The following is a 16,562-nucleotide window of genomic DNA, read 5'->3' as shown; positions in this document are numbered from 1 at the left end:
GCATCCCTTGGGTGTTGTCCCATCTCCCTCAGCGAGCGGGAGCTGGGCCGCTGCTGCAGGCGCGGCACAGCATCAGGGCCAGACGCTGCAGCGCCTGCCAGCCGCTGGCGGGCCAATCGGGCTGCTTGAGGCCCTTGCAGATGCCGTCCACCACATGCGCGGCGCGCAGCAGCCGGGCCAGCATGCGGTCGTCGAGCCTTGGCAGCACGCGCTCGAAGGCGCGCTCGCGCGGGCCCCAGATGCGGTTTTCGCGCAGCGCCATGGGCAGCGGCCGGCCCGAGGCCATGGCGTCCTTCACGCGCTTGAGCGCACGGATGTCCTCGGCAATCGTGTAGTGCACCAGCACCTCGGCCTCGCCCTCGGCCTGCAGCCCGTCGAGCATGCGCGCCACGCGCTGCGGATTGCCGGCCAGGACGGCCTCCGACAGCTTGAACACGTCGTAGCGCGCCACGTTGTTGACCGCGGCCTCGACCTGCTCCCAGCTCAGTTCGCCCGCCGGATGCAGCAAGGCGAGCTTCTGGATTTCCTGGTGCGCCGCGAGCAGGTTGCCCTCGACGCGGTCGGCAAAGAACTGCAGCGTGCGCTGGCCTTCGTCGCCCGGCATCACGCGCTGGCCCTGCACGCCCAGGCGCTGTGCGATCCACTGCGGCAGCGCGGCGCGCTCGATGGGATCGACCTGGATGCTCACGCCGTTGTTCTCGAGCGCCGAAAACCAGGCGCCCGTGCGCGTGGCCTTGTCCAGCCGCGGCAGCATCACCAGCGTCAGCGTGCTGTCGTTGCCCTGCGCCGCTTCGGCCAGCTGCTGCAGCGCCGTGCTGCCGTCCTTGCCGGGCTTGCCCGAGGGAATGCGGATCTCGACGATCTGCTTGTCCGCGAAGAGCGAGAGCGAACCGCCCGCCGCAAGCACCGCGCTCCAGTCGAAGTGCGCGCCGGCCACGGTGTACGAGCTGCGCTCGGTGTAGCCCTGCGTGCGCGCCGCAGCGCGAATGGCATCCGCGGCCTCTTGCGCGAGCAACGGCTCGTCGCCGTGGATCGTGTAGAGGGACTTCAGCCCCTTTTGCAGGTGGGGCCCGAGCTGGGCGCTGGCAAGTTGCATCGGATCGCGGCAGGCGCAGGCTTGCGCCTAGAGTTCCTTGACGGCCGCCAAGCGCCGCATCAACTGCTGCGCGATGTCGGCCTGCATGTCGCGGTACAGCAGTTCGGCCTCGCCGTCTTTCGCGAGCGCGTTGGTTTCGTTGAAGCTCAGGTCGCGCGTCTGCGACACCTCGGTCGGCGGCAGCAATGTCTTGCCGCCCGGCGTGCGCAGCGAGAAGCGCACGCGCAGCTGCAGTTGCAGCTCGCGAAGCGCGCCCGCCGAGTTGGTCGATATCACGATGCGGTCGCGGTTCTCGCCAAGAATCTCGAGGATCGCATCGGCGGTCTGCGCCTCGGTAGGCGGCACCAGCGTCACGGTGCCGGCAGCGCGCATTTCGCGGCGCAGCCGGTTGATGAGCTCCGAATTGCCCGACACGGCCAGCGTCTTGAACGCGAACACGGGCGCCTTGCGCAGCTCGAACCCGCAGCCGGCCAGCGCAAGGCTCGCGCCCGCGGCGGACAGGCCCAGTAGAAAGCCGCGGCGCGGCAGCGAGGCAATTCGATTGTTCATGCTTGTGTCGTTACTCAAATGACCACGTTGACCAGGCGGCCGGGCACCACGATGACGCGCTTGGCCGGTGCGCCTTCCGCGAACTTGACGAAGTCGTCGCAGGAAAGCGCGAGCTGCTCGATCTCGGCCTTGGAAGCGCCGGCCGGCACGCGCAGCGCGCCGCGCAGCTTGCCGTTGACCTGGAGCATGAGCTCGAGCTCGTCCTGCTCGAGCGCACTCACGTCCACCACGGGCCAGGGTGCGTCCAGCAGGCCGCCCAGTTCCTTGTCGTAGCCGAGCTGCTGCCAGAGTTGGAAGGCGATGTGCGGCGTGGCGGGATACAGGCAACGCAGCAGGATGCCGAAGCCTTCGCGCAGCGCGGCCGCATCGGCAGGGCTGCCATCGGGCTTGAAGCCTTCGAGCGCGTTGAGCAGCTTCATCGCACCTGACACCACCGTGTTGTATTGCATGCGCTGGTAGTCGTAGTCGACTTGGCGCAGCACCGTGTGCACCTCGCGGCGCAGCGCCTGGGCGTTCTTGCCGAAAGACTGGCCGCCGATGGCTGCCGGTTGCACGTCCGCCTGCGCCACGCCGAAGTTCCACACCCGGCGCAGGAACCGGTAGCTGCCTTCGACGGCCGCGTCGTTCCACTCGAGCGTGGCTTCCGGCGGCGCGGTGAACATGGTGTACAGGCGCGCGGTGTCGGCGCCGTACTTCTCGATCAGGTCCTGCGGGTCGACGCCGTTGCGCTCGCTCTTGCCCATCTTGCCGACACCGCCGTACTCGACCTTGGTGCCGTCGCCGGTGGTGCCGCCGACGATGCGGCCCTGCGCGTCGAGCACGGGCGTCACTTCCAGCGGCGGATGGTAGTTCTTGCCGCCTTTTTCGTCGCGGTGGTAGTAGATGTGGTTCAGCACCATGCCCTGCGTGAGCAGCTTGCTGAAGGGCTCGTCGACCTTCACAAGGCCCAGGTCGCGCATCACCTTGGTCCAGAAGCGCGCATACAGCAGGTGAAGAATCGCGTGCTCGATGCCGCCGATGTACTGGTCCATCGGCATCCAGTAGTCGGCGCCCCCGGCCACCATCGCCTCGTCGTTCTTCGGGTCGCAGTAGCGCATGAAGTACCACGAGCTGTCGACGAAGGTGTCCATCGTGTCGGTCTCGCGCCGCGCGGCCTTGCCGCACACGGGACAGACCACGCCGGCATGAAAGCCTTCGTGCTTGGCCAGCGGGTTGCCCGAGCCGTCGGGCACGCAGTCGGTCGGCAGCACCACGGGCAGGTCCTTCTCGGGGACCGCCACCGCGCCGTGCTCGTCGCAATGGATGATCGGGATCGGCGTGCCCCAGTAGCGCTGGCGGCTCACGCCCCAGTCGCGCAGGCGCCAGGTGGTCTGCATTTCGCCAAGGCCCTTCTGGCCCAGCGCATGCGCCACGGCGGCCACGGCCTCCTTGTGGCTCATCCCGCTGAAGTTGTCGGAGTTGATGGTCACGCCGCGTTGCTTGTCGCCGTACCAGTCCTGCCACTTGTGATAGTCGAAGTGGGGCTCGTCGTCGACCAGCACCACCTGGATGATCTCGATGCCGTACTTGTTGGCAAAGGCGAAGTCGCGCTCGTCGTGCGCGGGCACGCCCATCACGGCGCCGTCGCCGTAGTTGATGAGCACGTAGTTGCCCACCCACACCGGCACCTGTTCGTCGGTGATCGGGTGCGTCACGGTCAGGCCCGTGGGCACCCCCTTCTTCTCCTGGGTGGCGAGCTCGGCCTCGGTAGTGCCGCCGGCCTTGCATTCCTCGATGAAGGCCGCGACCTTGGGGTCGAGCGTGGCGGCGTGCGCAGCCAGTGGATGCTCGGGCGCCACGGCGCAGAAGGTCACGCCCATGATGGTGTCGGCGCGCGTGGTGAACACGTACATGCGGCCGTCCTGGATCAGCTGGCCGCTCGCGTCCTTGATGTCGTGCGTGAAGGCGAAGCGCACGCCCTCGCTCTTGCCGATCCAGTTCTCCTGCATCAGCTTGACGCGCTCGGGCCAGCCCGGCAGCTTGTGCTGGGTGTGCTCGAGCAGTTCTTCGGCGTAGTCGCTGATCTTCAGGTAGTAGCCCGGAATCTCGCGGCGCTCGACCGTGGCGCCGGTGCGCCAGCCCTTGCCGTCGATCACCTGCTCGTTGGCCAGCACGGTCTGGTCGACCGGGTCCCAGTTGACGACCTGGGTCTTGCGGTACGCAATGCCCTTTTCGAGCATCTTCAGGAACAGCCACTGGTTCCACTTGTAGTAGCTCGGGTCGCAGGTGGCGATCTCGCGGCTCCAGTCGATGGCCAGGCCCATGGCCTGGAGCTGGCCGCGCATGTAGTCGATGTTCTCGTACGTCCACTTGGCCGGCGGCACGCCGTTTTTCAGCGCCGCGTTTTCGGCCGGCAGGCCGAAGGCGTCCCAGCCCATGGGCATGAGCACGTTGTAGCCGCTCATGCGCAGATAGCGCGTGAGCATGTCGTTGATGGTGTAGTTGCGCACATGGCCCATGTGCAGCTTGCCGCTGGGGTACGGCAGCATCGAGCAGGCGTAGTACTTTTTGCGGCTCGCGTCCTCTGTGACGCGGTAGGCATCGGCGGCGCTCCATTGCGCCTGGGCAGCGGACTCGACGTCGCTGGGTTTATAGCTGGGGTTCATGACGGTACGGCAGGAGCCCGGCTCGGAGCGGCCGGGGAAGGCGGATTATCGCGCCGACTAGACTCGCTCCCAGTCTTCGCGCACTTCCTGCCACCTGACGCAGATCGGAAAAAGCCATGAAACTGCTTTGGAAACACCTGGCACTGGGGCTTGCGGCCTGCCTTGCCACTGCCACGCCGCTGTGGGCGCAGCCGGCGAGCGACAAGCCGCTGCGCATCGTCGTGCCCTTCGCCCCGGGCGGCGCGCAGGACGTGATTGCCCGCTACCTGGGCGCCAAGCTCACCGAAAAGCTGGGCGGCAGCGTCATCGTCGACAACAAGGCGGGCGCGGGCGGCATCCTGGCGGCCGATGCGGTGGCCAAGGCGACCGACGGCGCCACCGTGCTGCTGGCGACCGGCGGCGCCATCACCATCGCGCCCCACCTGCAGGCCAGGCTGGCCTACGACCCGGTGCACGACCTCGTGCCCGTGGCCCTGGTCGGCGACACGCCCATGACGTTGGCCGTGCGCACCGAAAGCCCCTACAAGACCGTGGCCGACGTGCTGCGCGATGCCAAGGCCAAGCCCGGCCAGGTCACCTACGCATCGACAGGCAACGGCACGGTGTCGCACCTCACGGGCGCCCTGCTCGCGCAGGCGGGCGGCGTGAACCTGCTGCATGTGCCGTACCGCGGCGCGGCGCCGGCGCTCACCGACCTGCTGGGCGGCCAAGTGGCGCTGATCGTGACCAGCGCCGCCTCCATCGAACCGATGGTCGCGACGGGCAAGGCCCGCGTGCTCGGCACCTTCTCGCGCGCGGCGCTGCCCAGCCTCGGCACGCCGCCGACGGTGGCCGAGGCAGCCGGCCTTGCCGGCATGGACGTGCCGGTCTGGGTCGGCGTGATGGCGCCCGCGCGCATGCCCGCGGCCAGCCTCGACAAGCTCTCTGCGGCGCTGGTCGAAGTGTGCAACCTGCCCGAAACGAAACAGCGTTTCGCACAGCTTGGCGCCGTGAACACCTGCGGCGGCGGCGCGGCGCTGGGCAAGGTCATTTCGGAAGACAGCCAGCGCTGGGCGAAGGTGATCAAGCAGGGCGGGATCAAGGTTGACTGAGCCTGCGGTCAAGCTGTACCGCGTCGGAATCGCGGGCGCCGGGGCCATCGCGCTGGCCAGTGCGGCCTGGCTGCGGCAAATGGACCATGGCGTCACGCTATGGTCGCCCGGCGGTCAAGGCGCCGAGGCGTTGCGCATGCAGCCGCTCGAAGCCAGCGGTGTGCTGCCATGCAGCGTCACGGTCGATGTGGCGGACGATGCAGCCCGGCTTTGCCTTGGATCGGACGTGCTGCTGATCGCATTGCCGGTCAACGGCCACAAGCGCGTGATGGATGCGCTGCTGCCCTTCCTGCGCAACGGGCAGACGGTGATCGTCAGCTCGATGGCCTCGCTGTCTTCGCTGTATCTCTACGAAAGCGCCCATCGCGCGGGCCGGCGGATCACGGTCGCAAGCTTCGGCACGACGGTGCTGACCGCACGCCGCGAGTCCGGCACGCAGGTCAAGGTGATGACGCGGCGCAAGGCGGTCGGCGTGTCCGCCCTGCCGGGCGCGAAACTTGAGGAGGCCATCGCGCTTTGCACTGCCCTGTTCGGTAACGGCTTCTTTCCGCAGCAAAACACGCTCGCCAGCGCACTCGCCAACGTCAATCCACAGTCCCACGGCCCGCTGGCCGTCTTCAACTGGAGCCGCATCGAGCGCGCCGAAAACTGGCCGCAGTACCACTGCATGACGCCCGGCGTGGCTCGGGCAATCGAGGCGCTGGACATGGAGCGGCGGGCCGTCGCGCAGGCCTTCGGCATCGAGCTCGGCCCCATCGAGGAACACTTCGCGCGCTCTTTCGGCACGGAATCGGCGCTGCTCGAAGACATTGCGGCCGAACTGCATGCCAAGCGCGGCGGCCCGCCCGGCCCCGTGCGCACCGACACTCGCTTCGTGACCGAAGACATGCCCTACGGCCTGGCCTTTATCGAGGCGCTGGGGCAGATTGCCGGCGTGCCCACGCCCGCAACCCGCACCATCGTCGACGCAGCCTCGCTGGTGAGCGGCACCGACTTCCGGCAACAGAACGACCTGCTGGCGCCGCTCAACCTGCCCGGCGAAACGGTGGCCGGGCTGCTCGCCCGCCTATGAAGTTGCCGTTGCCTCGGGAAAGACCGGCTCGCCCAGGTTGAGCATCAGCCGGTTGGCCCAGGCAAACAGCGCCACCGAGTGGATCAGGTCCAGGATCTCGAGTTCGGTCAGTCCCACCTCTTTCAGCGCCCGCACGTCATCCGCCGACACCTTGTCGGGCTCGGCGCCGAGTCGTATCGAAAATTCGACGATGGCTTTTTCGCGCGCCGTGGTGCCCGCCGAAGCCGGCTCCTCGAACACCTGCGAGATCACGTCATTGCGCTTGGCAAGCTGTTCGAAGCGCTGCGCATGCACCGAGGCGCAATACACGCAGCCGTTGACGCGCGATTCCACCGTGGCGCCCAGCTCGCGCTCGGCACGCGGCATGCCGCCCGGCGCAAACATGATCGCGTTGAAGGCAATGGAGCGTTGCAGCAGCATCTCGGGCTGATGCGCCAGCACCAGGAAGTACGGCGAGGTGCGCGCCTGCGGGCTCATTTCGTCGAGCGCGGCCAGTTGGGCCGGCGTGGCGGCGGCAACATCGACCGGATCGAGCCAGGGCTTCCAGCTCAGCACCTCATTGGTGAAGCCCTTGATGCGAATCGGCGTGGTCATTGCGACACCTCCGCAGCCGCCAAGGCCTGCAGGCCCGCGACCATGCGTATCTGGTAAGACAAGAAGGCGATCAGCTGGCCCAGCGCGACGATCGCGGGCGTTGAAAGGCCCGCCTGCGCCAGCGCCTCGACCGAGGCCTTGTCGCCTTCGATGGGCCGCTCGATCAGGCTGGCGGTGAACGCCAGCACCGTGCGCAGGCGTGTATCCGCCGCCGGCGCGCCGCTTCCCACGGCAGCAACCAGTTCGCGGTCCACACCTTCGGCCAGCAAGCGCTCGCGGTAGTGAGCGGCAAGCGTCGCAGCCTTGGAGACGCTGCAGGCGTGCAGTGCCACCAGCAGGCGCTCGGCCACCGAAAGGCCCTCGACCGTGGGCGAGAACATGGCGTCGTAGCTGCCCTGCGTGGCCGCCACGACCTTGTCGCGCTGCAGCCGCAGCATGCGGGTGGGCTGGGTTGGTGCCAGCGGCACCGAAGCGTCGACCACGTCGAGCGGTGTGGATGCGTCGTAGGAAGTTGTCGTCATGCGTTTCAGTTCAATTCGATCCGGTTCAATGGGTCTGCAGGTTCAGCCGCGTTCGGCCGGCGGCGGCGCGGGCACCCACTCGTCGCCGAACAGTTCGGGCTCGCTGTAGGCCTCGATGTTGGCAAAGTGGTGCTCGAAATCTTCGCGGTAGAACAGGCTGGCCATGCCGCTCGCAAGCCGCCTGGCGCCGTCGCTGATTGCGGGTATGTCGCCCGACACCGTGCCGTGCGACAAGGCCGCCGGGTAGCAGAAGCAATGGATGCGGTCGAGACCTGGGCATTCCCCCGCCGTGCGCTCCAGGAATTCGAACACCGGGCCGAGATCGGGCGAATCCGCCAGCTCCTGGTCTTCGTTGCCGGGCTCGGGCACGAAGCGGTCCCCCCACGTGCGCACATGCGGCGCGATGGCGTCGAACTCCGGCCGGTTGCTCCAATCGACCTTGAAGCCGGTCGAGACGATGAGAAAGTCGAACACGAAATCGCCCTTGGGCGTGGCCACCCGCATGGCCGTGCCCTGCGGCTCGATCGAAAGAACCGGGCAACCGAAGTTGAAGAACGCATTCGGAAACCGCGACACGCGCAGCGTGCTGCCGTGCGGCGGCGGCACGTTGGCGACGTTGATGTAGTGGCGAATGCGCCACTTGAGCTCATCGGGCAGGTCGTAGTGGCCCTGCGTCAGGCCCGGCACGCCGGCGCCCTTGCCCTTGTTGACGCGCGGCAGGTCGGGCCGTCGGATCAGCAGCTCGACGCTGTGCGCGCCGCATTCCAGCGCAGTGGCCGCGCTGTCCATGGCCGATGAGCCCGCGCCGATCACGCCCACGCGCAGGCCCGCAAGCTTGCCGTAGTCCATGGCGTCGGACGAATGCGCCCATTGCGAGCGCGGCAGTGCGTCGACAAAAGCGGGAACGGCCGGGCCGCCAAGCCCGTCGCGCCCCGTGGCAAGCACCACGCGGCGCGCCAGCACGCGCTGCGCCCCAGCGGGCGTGCGCAGTTCCAGCCGCACCAGCGGCGCATCGGGCAGCGGCTTGATCCCGGTGACTGCGGTTTCGTTGCGCACATCGACGCTCATCACCCGCCGGTACCAGACCAGGTAATCCATCCACTGGAGGCGCGGGATCTTGTCCAGCGCAGCCCAGGCTTCGGCGCCGAACTGCGCCTCGAACCACGCGCGGAAGGTCAGCGCGGGCAGGCCGAGCGCAGGGCCGGTCAGCTCCTTCGGCGAACGCAGGGTTTCCATGCGCGCGGTGGTGGCCCACGGGCCTTCGTTGCCTGCGGGCGCTCGGTCGAACACCACGGCCCGGATGCCCTGCTGCGCAAGGGCTGCGGCGGCGGCCAGCCCGGCCTGCCCTCCGCCGATGACGACCACGTCAAGCACCGGCTCGCCCGCGTGCTCGCGAACGGGCATCCATGAGCGTGCGGGCCAGCCCAGGCACTCGAGGTCCTTGGCGAGCCGCCGCTCGAGCGCGGCAAGCCCTTCCGGCGAAGAAGAAAGTACGAGGGGAACGGAGTCGGTTGTCATCTTGCGAGCGGGAACGGGAGCGGGGTTCACATGAAACCCCTGCCCAGTGTAGAAAGCTTTTCAGGCGCGACCGGAGAGACCCATGCATGGACCGGGCCCGGATCTCGCATGCCACAATGATTTTCAGACCACAGGGGCAGCATGCTCAGCAATCACAGCAGCAACAGCGAATGGTGGCGCGGCGCGGTGATCTACCAGATCTACCCGCGCAGCTTCATGGACAGCAACGGCGATGGCATTGGCGACCTGCCTGGCATCACCTCCAGGCTCGAGCACGTCGCGGCCCTGGGGGTCGATGCGATCTGGGTGTCGCCCTTCTTCCGCTCGCCGATGAAGGACTTCGGCTACGACGTGTCCGACTACCGCGACGTCGACCCGATCTTCGGCACGCTCGCCGATTTCGACGAGATGCTGGCCCGCGCGCATTCGCTGGGCCTGAAGATCATCATCGACCAGGTGCTTTCGCATACCTCCGACCAGCACGCCTGGTTTGCCGAAAGCCGCTCGAGCCGCGACAACCCCAAGGCCGACTGGTACGTGTGGGCCGACCCACGGCCCGACGGCACGCCGCCGACCAACTGGCTCTCGGTGTTCGGCGGTTCGGCTTGGCAATGGGACTCGCGCCGCCGGCAGTACTACCTGCACAGCTTCCTGAAGGAGCAGCCCGACCTGAACTTTCATTGCGCCGAGGTGCAGGAGGCCTTGCTCGGCGAAGTGCGCTTCTGGTGCGAACGCGGCGTGGACGGCTTCCGCTTCGATGCCTGCAACCACCAGTTTCATGACGCGCAACTGCGCGACAACCCGCCGGCCAGCACGGCCGCGCTGGACGAGGTGAGCACCGTGCGGGCCGACAACCCCTATGCGATGCAGCAGCACCTTTACGACAAGAGCCAGATGGAGAACCTGCTCTTCCTCGAAAACCTGCGCAAGCTGCTCGATGACTACGGCGCCGTCGCGCTCGGCGAAGTGGGCGACGAGAACGCACCGCCCGTGATGGCGCAATACACCGAGCTGGGCCGGCGCCTGCACCTGGCCTACAGCTTCAGCCTGCTGACGGCCGAGCACAGCGTGCAGCACCTGCGCCACCAGGTCGAAACGCTGGACCAGGCGCTCGCACCCACGGGCGGCTGGGGCTGCTGGGCCGTCTCCAATCACGACGTGCCCCGCGTCGCCACGCGCTGGAGCAACGGCAAACCCGAAGACACGCGGCGCGACCGGCTCTGGCTCACGCTGCTGCTCACGCTGCGCGGCAGCGCCAGCATCTACCAGGGCGAGGAACTCGGCCTGCCCGAGGCCGAGGTGCCGTTCGAACTGCTGCAAGACCCGTACGGCCGCGCGTTCTGGCCCGAGTTCAAGGGCCGCGACGGCTGCCGCACGCCCATGCCATGGAAGGCCGACGAGCTTCATGCCGGGTTCACCACCGGCGGGCCGTGGCTGCCGGTCCATGGGCGCCACCTGCCGCTGGCCGTAGACCGCCAATCGACCGACCCCGATTCGATGCTCGCCTTCAGCCGCGCGCTGCTGCACTGGCGCCGCACGCAGCCGCTGCTGCGCACGGGCAGCATCGCTTTCTTCGATGCGCCCGAGCCTGTGCTGTGGTTCGAGCGGCGCGAGGGCAGCCAATCGCTGCAGGCGCTCTTCAACATGGGAGACGAGTCCGTCTCGGTCGCGCTGCGCGAGGCGCTCGTGCCATTGCCGGGGCATCCGCATTCGCCGCAGGCCGGGGCCCGCGTGCAGGCAAGCGGCGACAGCTGCATGCTGACGCTGCCCCCCTACGGCGTCTTTTTCGGCCGCCCGGCCAGCGAAGAGCAAATGTGAAGAACATGCCACCGATGCTGCTGCCCGAACGCGAAGCGCGCGCACTGATGCGCGCCGAGCACGGCGATCCGTTCGCGGTGCTCGGGCCGCATGAGACGCGCGACGGCCTGCAGGTGCGTGCGCTCCTGCCCGGCGCACACAGCGTGGCGGTGATGCACACGCGCACGGGCTGGCCGCTGGCCATGCTCGCCCGGCAGGAAGGCTCAGACATCTTTTCGGGCCTGGTGCCGGCGGCGGAGGCGCTGCTGGGCTATTCGTTCCAGGTCGACTGGGGCACGCACACCTCGCGGCTCGAAGACCCCTACCGCTTTCCTTTCGTGCTCGGCGAAACCGACGTGTGGCTGCTGGCCGAGGGCACGCACCTGCGGCCCTGGGAGCGGCTGGGCGCACACTTGCGCGAGATGGATGGCGTGAAAGGGGTGGCCTTTGCGGTGTGGGCGCCCAACGCGCGGCGCGTGTCGGTGGTGGGCGACTTCAACAACTGGGATGGCCGGCGCCACATGATGCGGCTGCGCCGCGAGTGCGGCGTGTGGGAAATCTTTGCGCCGCACGTGGCCACAGGCGACAGCTACGAGTTCGAGATTCTTTCGTCCGAAGGCGAGGTGCTGCGCAAGGCCGACCCGTTCGCCTTTTCTTCGCGCCTGCGGCCTGAGACCGCCTGCGTGGTGGCACCGCTGCCCGCGCCGGTGGCCATGCCGCCCGAACGAGCAGCGGCCAACAGCCGCCACGCGCCAATCAGCATCTACGAAGTGCACCTGGGCTCGTGGCGGCGCAAGAACGGGCACGAATGGCTGGACTACCGCGAGCTGGCCGACACGCTGGTGCCGTATGCGCGCGACATGGGCTTCACGCACATCGAGCTGCTGCCGGTGAGCGAGCATCCGTTCGACGGCTCGTGGGGCTACCAGCCCATCGGCCTGTATGCGCCCACCTCGCGCTTCGGCACGCCGGGAGACTTTCGGCATTTCGTCGAAGCGGCGCATGCGGCGGGGCTGGGCGTGATCCTCGATTGGGTGCCCGCGCACTTTCCGACCGATACGCACGGCCTTGGCCGCTTCGACGGCACGGCGCTCTATGAATATGCCGATCCGCGCGAAGGCTTCCACAACGACTGGAAGACGCTCATCTTCAACTACGCGCGCACGGAGGTGCGCAACTACCTGGTCGGCAATGCGCTGTACTGGCTCGAACGCTACGGCGTGGACGGCCTGCGCGTGGATGCGGTGGCGTCCATGCTCTATCGCGACTACAGCCGCAAGGCCGGCGAGTGGGTGCCCAACGCCTACGGCGGACGCGAGAACCTCGAGGCCATCGGCTTCCTTCGGCGCATGAACCACGTGGTCGGCGTGGAGCGGCCGGGCGCGATTACGCTGGCCGAGGAGTCGACGAGTTTTCCGGGCGTGACGCGGCCGCCCGAGGACGGCGGCCTGGGCTTTCACTACAAATGGAACATGGGCTGGATGAACGACACGCTCGCCTATGCGGGCACCGACCCCGTCCACCGCAAGCACCATCACCAGCAGATCACCTTCGGGCTGATGTACGCGCACAGCGAGAACTTCGTGCTGCCGCTGTCGCACGACGAAGTGGTGCACGGCAAGGGCTCGATGTTCGGGCGCATGCCGGGCGACGAGTGGCAGAAGTTCGCGGGGCTGCGCAACCTCTACGGCTACCTGTGGGCCTACCCGGGAAAGAAGCTGCTCTTCATGGGAAGCGAATTCGCCCAGGTGGCTGAATGGAACGCCGACCGCAGCCTGGACTGGCACCTGCTGGAGCACCCGATGCACCAGGGGGTGCGCCGGCTGGTGCGCGACCTGAACAACGCGTACCGGCACTTTCCCGCCCTGTACGAGCTGGATACCGAGAGACCCGGCTTCGAGTGGATCGTGCACGACGATTCGGACCAGTCGGTGTTCGCCTTCGTGCGCCGGGCGCGCGACGGCTCGTTCGTGGTGGCGGTGTGCAACTTCACGCCGTTGCCCCGGCACGGCTATCGGCTGGGGGTGCCCGCGGCGGGCGCGTACCGCGAGGCCATCAACACCGATGCCGCGGTGTACGGCGGCAGCGGCGTGGGCAATGGCGTGGTCGAGAGTTCATCGACCCGCTGGCACGGCAAGGACCACGCGATCGAAATCAGCGTGCCGCCCTTGGCCACCGTGATGTGGGTTCTGGCTTGAAACGATGCTAAATACGGGCTCCCCTTTTCCTCTTGGCGCAACGCTTTCGCCGAACGGCGTGAACTTCGCGCTCGTGGCGCCGAATGCCGAGGCTGTCGAGCTTTGCCTTTTCGACGCGACGGGCCGCAACGAGCAGCAACGCATCCGGCTGCCCGCCTTCACCGATGGCGTCTGGCACGGACTGCTGCCAAGCGGTCGCGCCGGGCTGGTCTACGGCTACCGGGTGCACGGCCGCTGGGCGCCGCACGAGGGGCAGCGATTCAACGCCGCCAAGGTGCTGCTCGATCCCTATGCGCGCGAGATCGTCGGCGCATACGACGGCAGCGACCTGTTCCTGGGACACGACCCCGCGAGCCCGGACCAGCGGAGCACGCGCGACAACGCAGCCGTGGCGCTCAAGGCCCGCGTGGCGGCGGCCGGCAGCACGGCGGCAGCCCCAGGCCATGCCCGCATTCCGGCGGGCGAGCGCGTGCTCTACGAATTGCATGTGCGTGGACAGACCCGGCTGCACCCGGCCGTGTCCGCCGCACTGCGCGGCACCTACGCCGGCCTGGCCGAGCCCGCGGTGCTCGACCATCTGCAATCCCTGGGCGTGACCACGCTGAGCCTGATGCCGGTGCAGCACCGCGCGGACGAACAGCGGCTGCTCGCCATGGGCCTGAGCAACTACTGGGGCTACAACACCATCGGCTGGTTTGCGCCCGAGGTGCGCTACTGGAGCGGCCGCCCCGGCACCACGCCGGCAAGCGAGTTCCGCGCCATGGCCGATGCGGTGCATGCGCGCGGCATGGAACTGGTGATCGACGTGGTTTACAACCACAGCGCCGAGACCGACGAGTTCGGCCCCACGCTCTCGCTGCGCGGCATCGACAACGCGCTGTACTACCACCTGCGTTCGGACGATCGCGCGCTGTATGCCAACTGGACCGGCTGCGGCAATTGCCTGAACCTTGCCGAGCCCCGCGTGCTGCAGCTGGTGATGGACAGCCTGCGCCATTGGGTTTGCGAACTCGGCGTGGACGGCTTCCGCTTCGACCTGGCGCCGGTGCTGGGCCGCGGTGCCGATGGCAGCTTCGACCCGCGCGCGCCCTTCTTCGCGGCCGTTGCGCAAGACCCGGTGCTCTCGCGCACCTTGCTGATCGCCGAGCCCTGGGACATCGGCGCGGGCGGCTACCGCCTTGGCGAATTTCCACCGGGCTGGCTCGAGTGGAACGACCGCTATCGCGATACGCAGCGCGGCTTCTGGCTGCGGCAGGGGCGTGGCGGCGCGGCAGGCCTGGGCGATTTTGCGCATCGCTTCACCGCGTCGAGCGCGCAGTTTGCCCACCACGGCCGCGCGCCCACCGCCAGCGTCAACTTCATCACGGCGCATGACGGCTTCACCTTGCGCGACCTGCTGAGCTACGAAGAACGGCACAACCTGGCCAACGGCGAGAACAACCGCGACGGCCATGCCCACAACCTCGGCAACAACTTCGGCGTCGAAGGGCCCAGCGACGAGCCCGCGGTGCTGGCCGAACGCAGCCGGATGCAGCGCGTGCTGCTCGCCACGCTGCTGCTCTCGCAAGGCACGCCCATGCTGCTGGCCGGCGACGAGCTCGGCCACAGCCAGCAAGGCAACAACAACGCCTACTGCCAGGACAACGAAACCACCTGGCTCGCGTGGATCGGCACGCACGAACCCACAAGCGATGCCGCCCGCCTGAGCGACTTCGTCGCCCGGCTCATCGCCCTGCGCCGCGAAGCGCCCCCACTGCGCAGCACGCGCTGGTGGCCGGCGCAGCCGACACCGGGAACACCGGGCATCCGCTGGCTGCGGCCCGACGGATCGCCCATGCAGGAAGCCGACTGGAACCTCGGCACGGCGCTTGCAATCCTTTTCGAAGCCGCGGCAACGGATGGGCCGGCCTGGCTGGTACTGGTGAATGCAGGGCCGCAAGCTGTTTCGTTCGCACTGCCTTCCGGCGCCTGGCGCTGCCGGCTCGCGACCGACCCCGCGGCGGACGCCGGCTGCAGCCCCGACCAGACCCATGCGGGCACAGTGGAAGTGCCTCATTCGAGCCTGTGGATTGCAAGAACGTAGGAGCCAGCCGTGCGGCACGGTGCTAGGCTGATTGCGGAAACCCTGACGACGACGAGACGACCCGACAACGAACGGAGACCGAAATGGACAACAACAGCACGCCGCAAGCGCCCCTGCAGGCGCATCAACTGGTCCGCCGCACCATTGCGCTGGTGTTGGCCGGCGGGCGCGGTTCGCGCCTGAAGCAGCTGACCGACCGGCGGGCCAAGCCGGCGGTCTACTTCGGCGGCAAGTTCCGCATCATCGACTTCGCGCTGTCGAACTGCCTCAACTCCGGCATCCGGCGCATGGCGGTGGTCACGCAGTACAAGTCGCACTCGCTCATGCGCCACCTGCAGCGCGGCTGGAGCTTCCTGCGCGCGGAGCTCAACGAAATGGTCGACGTGCTGCCCGCGCAGCAGCGCACGGGCGACGAACACTGGTACCGAGGCACGGCCGACGCGGTGTTCCAGAACCTCGACATCATCCAGACCCGCTCGACCAAGCACGACTACGTGGTGGTGCTGGCCGGCGACCACATCTACAAGATGGACTACTCGATCATGGTCAAGGACCATGCCGAGCGCGGCCTGGGCTGCACGGTCGGCTGCATCGAGGTGCCGCGCATGGAGGCCACGGCGTTCGGCGTGATGGCCGTCGATGACGGCCGGCAGATCACCGCCTTTCTCGAAAAACCCGCCGATCCGCCCGCCATGCCGGGCCACCCCGACCTGGCGCTGGCGAGCATGGGCATCTACGTGTTCGACTCCGAATACCTCTACCAGCTGCTCGAGGAAGACGCCGCCAATCCCGATTCGAGCCACGATTTCGGCAAGGACATCATTCCGCGCGCCGTGGCGCAAGGGCGTGCGCTGGCGCATCCGTTCGGCATGTCGTGCGTCACGCGCGCCTCGCGCGGGCCCGACGCCAAGGCCTACTGGCGCGACGTGGGCACGATTGATGCATTCTGGGCAGCCAACCTCGATCTGGCCTCGATCACCCCCGAGCTCGACATCTATGACACAGACTGGCCCATCTGGACCTACCAGCGGCAATTGCCGCCGGCCAAGTTCGTGCTCGACCGGGACGGCAAGAACGGCATGACCGTCAACACCATCGTCTCGGGCGGCTGCATCGTCTCGGGCTCGAAGGTCAGCAGCTCCGTGCTGTTCTCGGGCGTGCGCATCCATTCGTTCTGCGAAATCAACGAAGCCGTGCTGCTGCCCGACGTGGAGGTCGGCCGCGGCTGCAGGCTCAACCGGGTGGTGATCGACCGCGGCTGCGTCATTCCGGACGACATGGTGATCGGCGAAGACGCCGAGGCCGATGCCGCGCACTTCGAGCGCACCGAAACCGGCGTGGTGCTGGTCACACGCGAAATGCTCAAGCGACTGGCTGCCTGAGGCCGCACCGCCCCAC

Annotated in this window: 12 protein-coding genes; 6 read left to right on the top strand and 6 right to left on the bottom strand. The window is 67.9% G+C overall.

The window, feature by feature from the left end:
- Positions 1-28: 28 nt before the first annotated feature.
- Genes holA through leuS form a run of 3 tightly spaced genes read right to left on the bottom strand, consistent with a single transcriptional unit; the run spans position 29 to position 4,290 of the window.
- Positions 29-1,096, bottom strand: coding sequence for a DNA polymerase III subunit delta (holA, locus tag GOQ09_RS02340; protein WP_126748795.1), 1,068 nt, complete (start codon positions 1,094-1,096; stop codon positions 29-31).
- A 27-nt stretch (positions 1,097-1,123) separates the two neighbouring features.
- The gene (gene lptE / locus GOQ09_RS02335) at positions 1,124-1,645 is read right to left on the bottom strand and encodes an LPS assembly lipoprotein LptE (RefSeq protein WP_126748796.1); all 522 of its coding nucleotides are present in this window, start codon (positions 1,643-1,645) and stop codon (positions 1,124-1,126) included.
- Between the two features lie 14 nt (positions 1,646-1,659).
- On the bottom strand, positions 1,660-4,290 hold the full coding sequence (gene leuS, locus GOQ09_RS02330) for a leucine--tRNA ligase (protein ID WP_157611705.1): 2,631 nt from the start codon (positions 4,288-4,290) through the stop codon (positions 1,660-1,662).
- A gap of 116 nt (positions 4,291-4,406) precedes the next feature.
- Here leuS and GOQ09_RS02325 point away from each other — a divergent pair, with 116 nt between their 5' ends.
- Positions 4,407-5,381 (top strand): Bug family tripartite tricarboxylate transporter substrate binding protein, encoded by a 975-nt coding sequence (locus tag GOQ09_RS02325; protein WP_157611704.1) that lies wholly within the window; start codon positions 4,407-4,409, stop codon positions 5,379-5,381.
- Positions 5,374-6,453, top strand: a complete 1,080-nt coding sequence (locus GOQ09_RS02320; protein ID WP_157611703.1) for an NAD/NADP octopine/nopaline dehydrogenase family protein — start codon at positions 5,374-5,376, stop codon at positions 6,451-6,453. Before GOQ09_RS02325 ends, GOQ09_RS02320 begins: the two co-directional genes overlap by 8 nt.
- Here GOQ09_RS02320 and GOQ09_RS02315 read toward each other — a convergent pair.
- Genes GOQ09_RS02315 through GOQ09_RS02305 form a run of 3 tightly spaced genes read right to left on the bottom strand, consistent with a single transcriptional unit; the run spans position 6,448 to position 9,086 of the window.
- Positions 6,448-7,047 carry a peroxidase-related enzyme gene (locus GOQ09_RS02315; RefSeq protein ID WP_157611702.1) on the bottom strand — a complete coding sequence of 200 codons (600 nt, stop codon included), beginning with the start codon at positions 7,045-7,047 and terminating at the stop codon, positions 6,448-6,450. The genes GOQ09_RS02320 and GOQ09_RS02315 overlap by 6 nt on opposite strands.
- Positions 7,044-7,568 carry a CMD domain-containing protein gene (locus tag GOQ09_RS02310; RefSeq protein ID WP_157611701.1) on the bottom strand — a complete coding sequence of 175 codons (525 nt, stop codon included), beginning with the start codon at positions 7,566-7,568 and terminating at the stop codon, positions 7,044-7,046. The genes GOQ09_RS02315 and GOQ09_RS02310 overlap by 4 nt, the downstream gene beginning before the upstream one ends.
- A 42-nt stretch (positions 7,569-7,610) precedes the next feature.
- On the bottom strand, positions 7,611-9,086 hold the full coding sequence (locus GOQ09_RS02305) for a flavin-containing monooxygenase (protein WP_157611700.1): 1,476 nt from the start codon (positions 9,084-9,086) through the stop codon (positions 7,611-7,613).
- Between the two features lie 141 nt (positions 9,087-9,227).
- Here GOQ09_RS02305 and GOQ09_RS02300 point away from each other — a divergent pair, with 141 nt between their 5' ends.
- From GOQ09_RS02300 to glgC, 4 genes are all read left to right on the top strand, one after another.
- Positions 9,228-10,904, top strand: coding sequence for an alpha-amylase family glycosyl hydrolase (locus GOQ09_RS02300; RefSeq protein ID WP_157611699.1), 1,677 nt, complete (start codon positions 9,228-9,230; stop codon positions 10,902-10,904).
- Positions 10,905-10,909: 5 nt separating this feature from the next.
- A complete protein-coding gene (gene glgB, locus GOQ09_RS02295) occupies positions 10,910-13,081 on the top strand; it encodes a 1,4-alpha-glucan branching protein GlgB (protein ID WP_157611698.1) in 2,172 nt (723 codons plus the stop codon).
- Between the two features lie 4 nt (positions 13,082-13,085).
- Entirely contained in the window at positions 13,086-15,164 is a 2,079-nt protein-coding gene (gene glgX, locus GOQ09_RS02290) for a glycogen debranching protein GlgX (protein ID WP_157611697.1), read from the top strand.
- Positions 15,165-15,247: 83 nt separating this feature from the next.
- Positions 15,248-16,546 (top strand): glucose-1-phosphate adenylyltransferase, encoded by a 1,299-nt coding sequence (glgC, locus tag GOQ09_RS02285; protein ID WP_157611696.1) that lies wholly within the window; start codon positions 15,248-15,250, stop codon positions 16,544-16,546.
- The last annotated feature ends 16 nt before the right edge of the window (positions 16,547-16,562 follow it).

The sequence above is a fragment of the Variovorax paradoxus genome (genome assembly GCF_009755665.1).
In the GTDB taxonomy this organism is placed as follows: domain Bacteria; phylum Pseudomonadota; class Gammaproteobacteria; order Burkholderiales; family Burkholderiaceae_C; genus Variovorax; species Variovorax paradoxus_G.
This window is presented reverse-complemented; position numbering and strand designations above follow the sequence as displayed.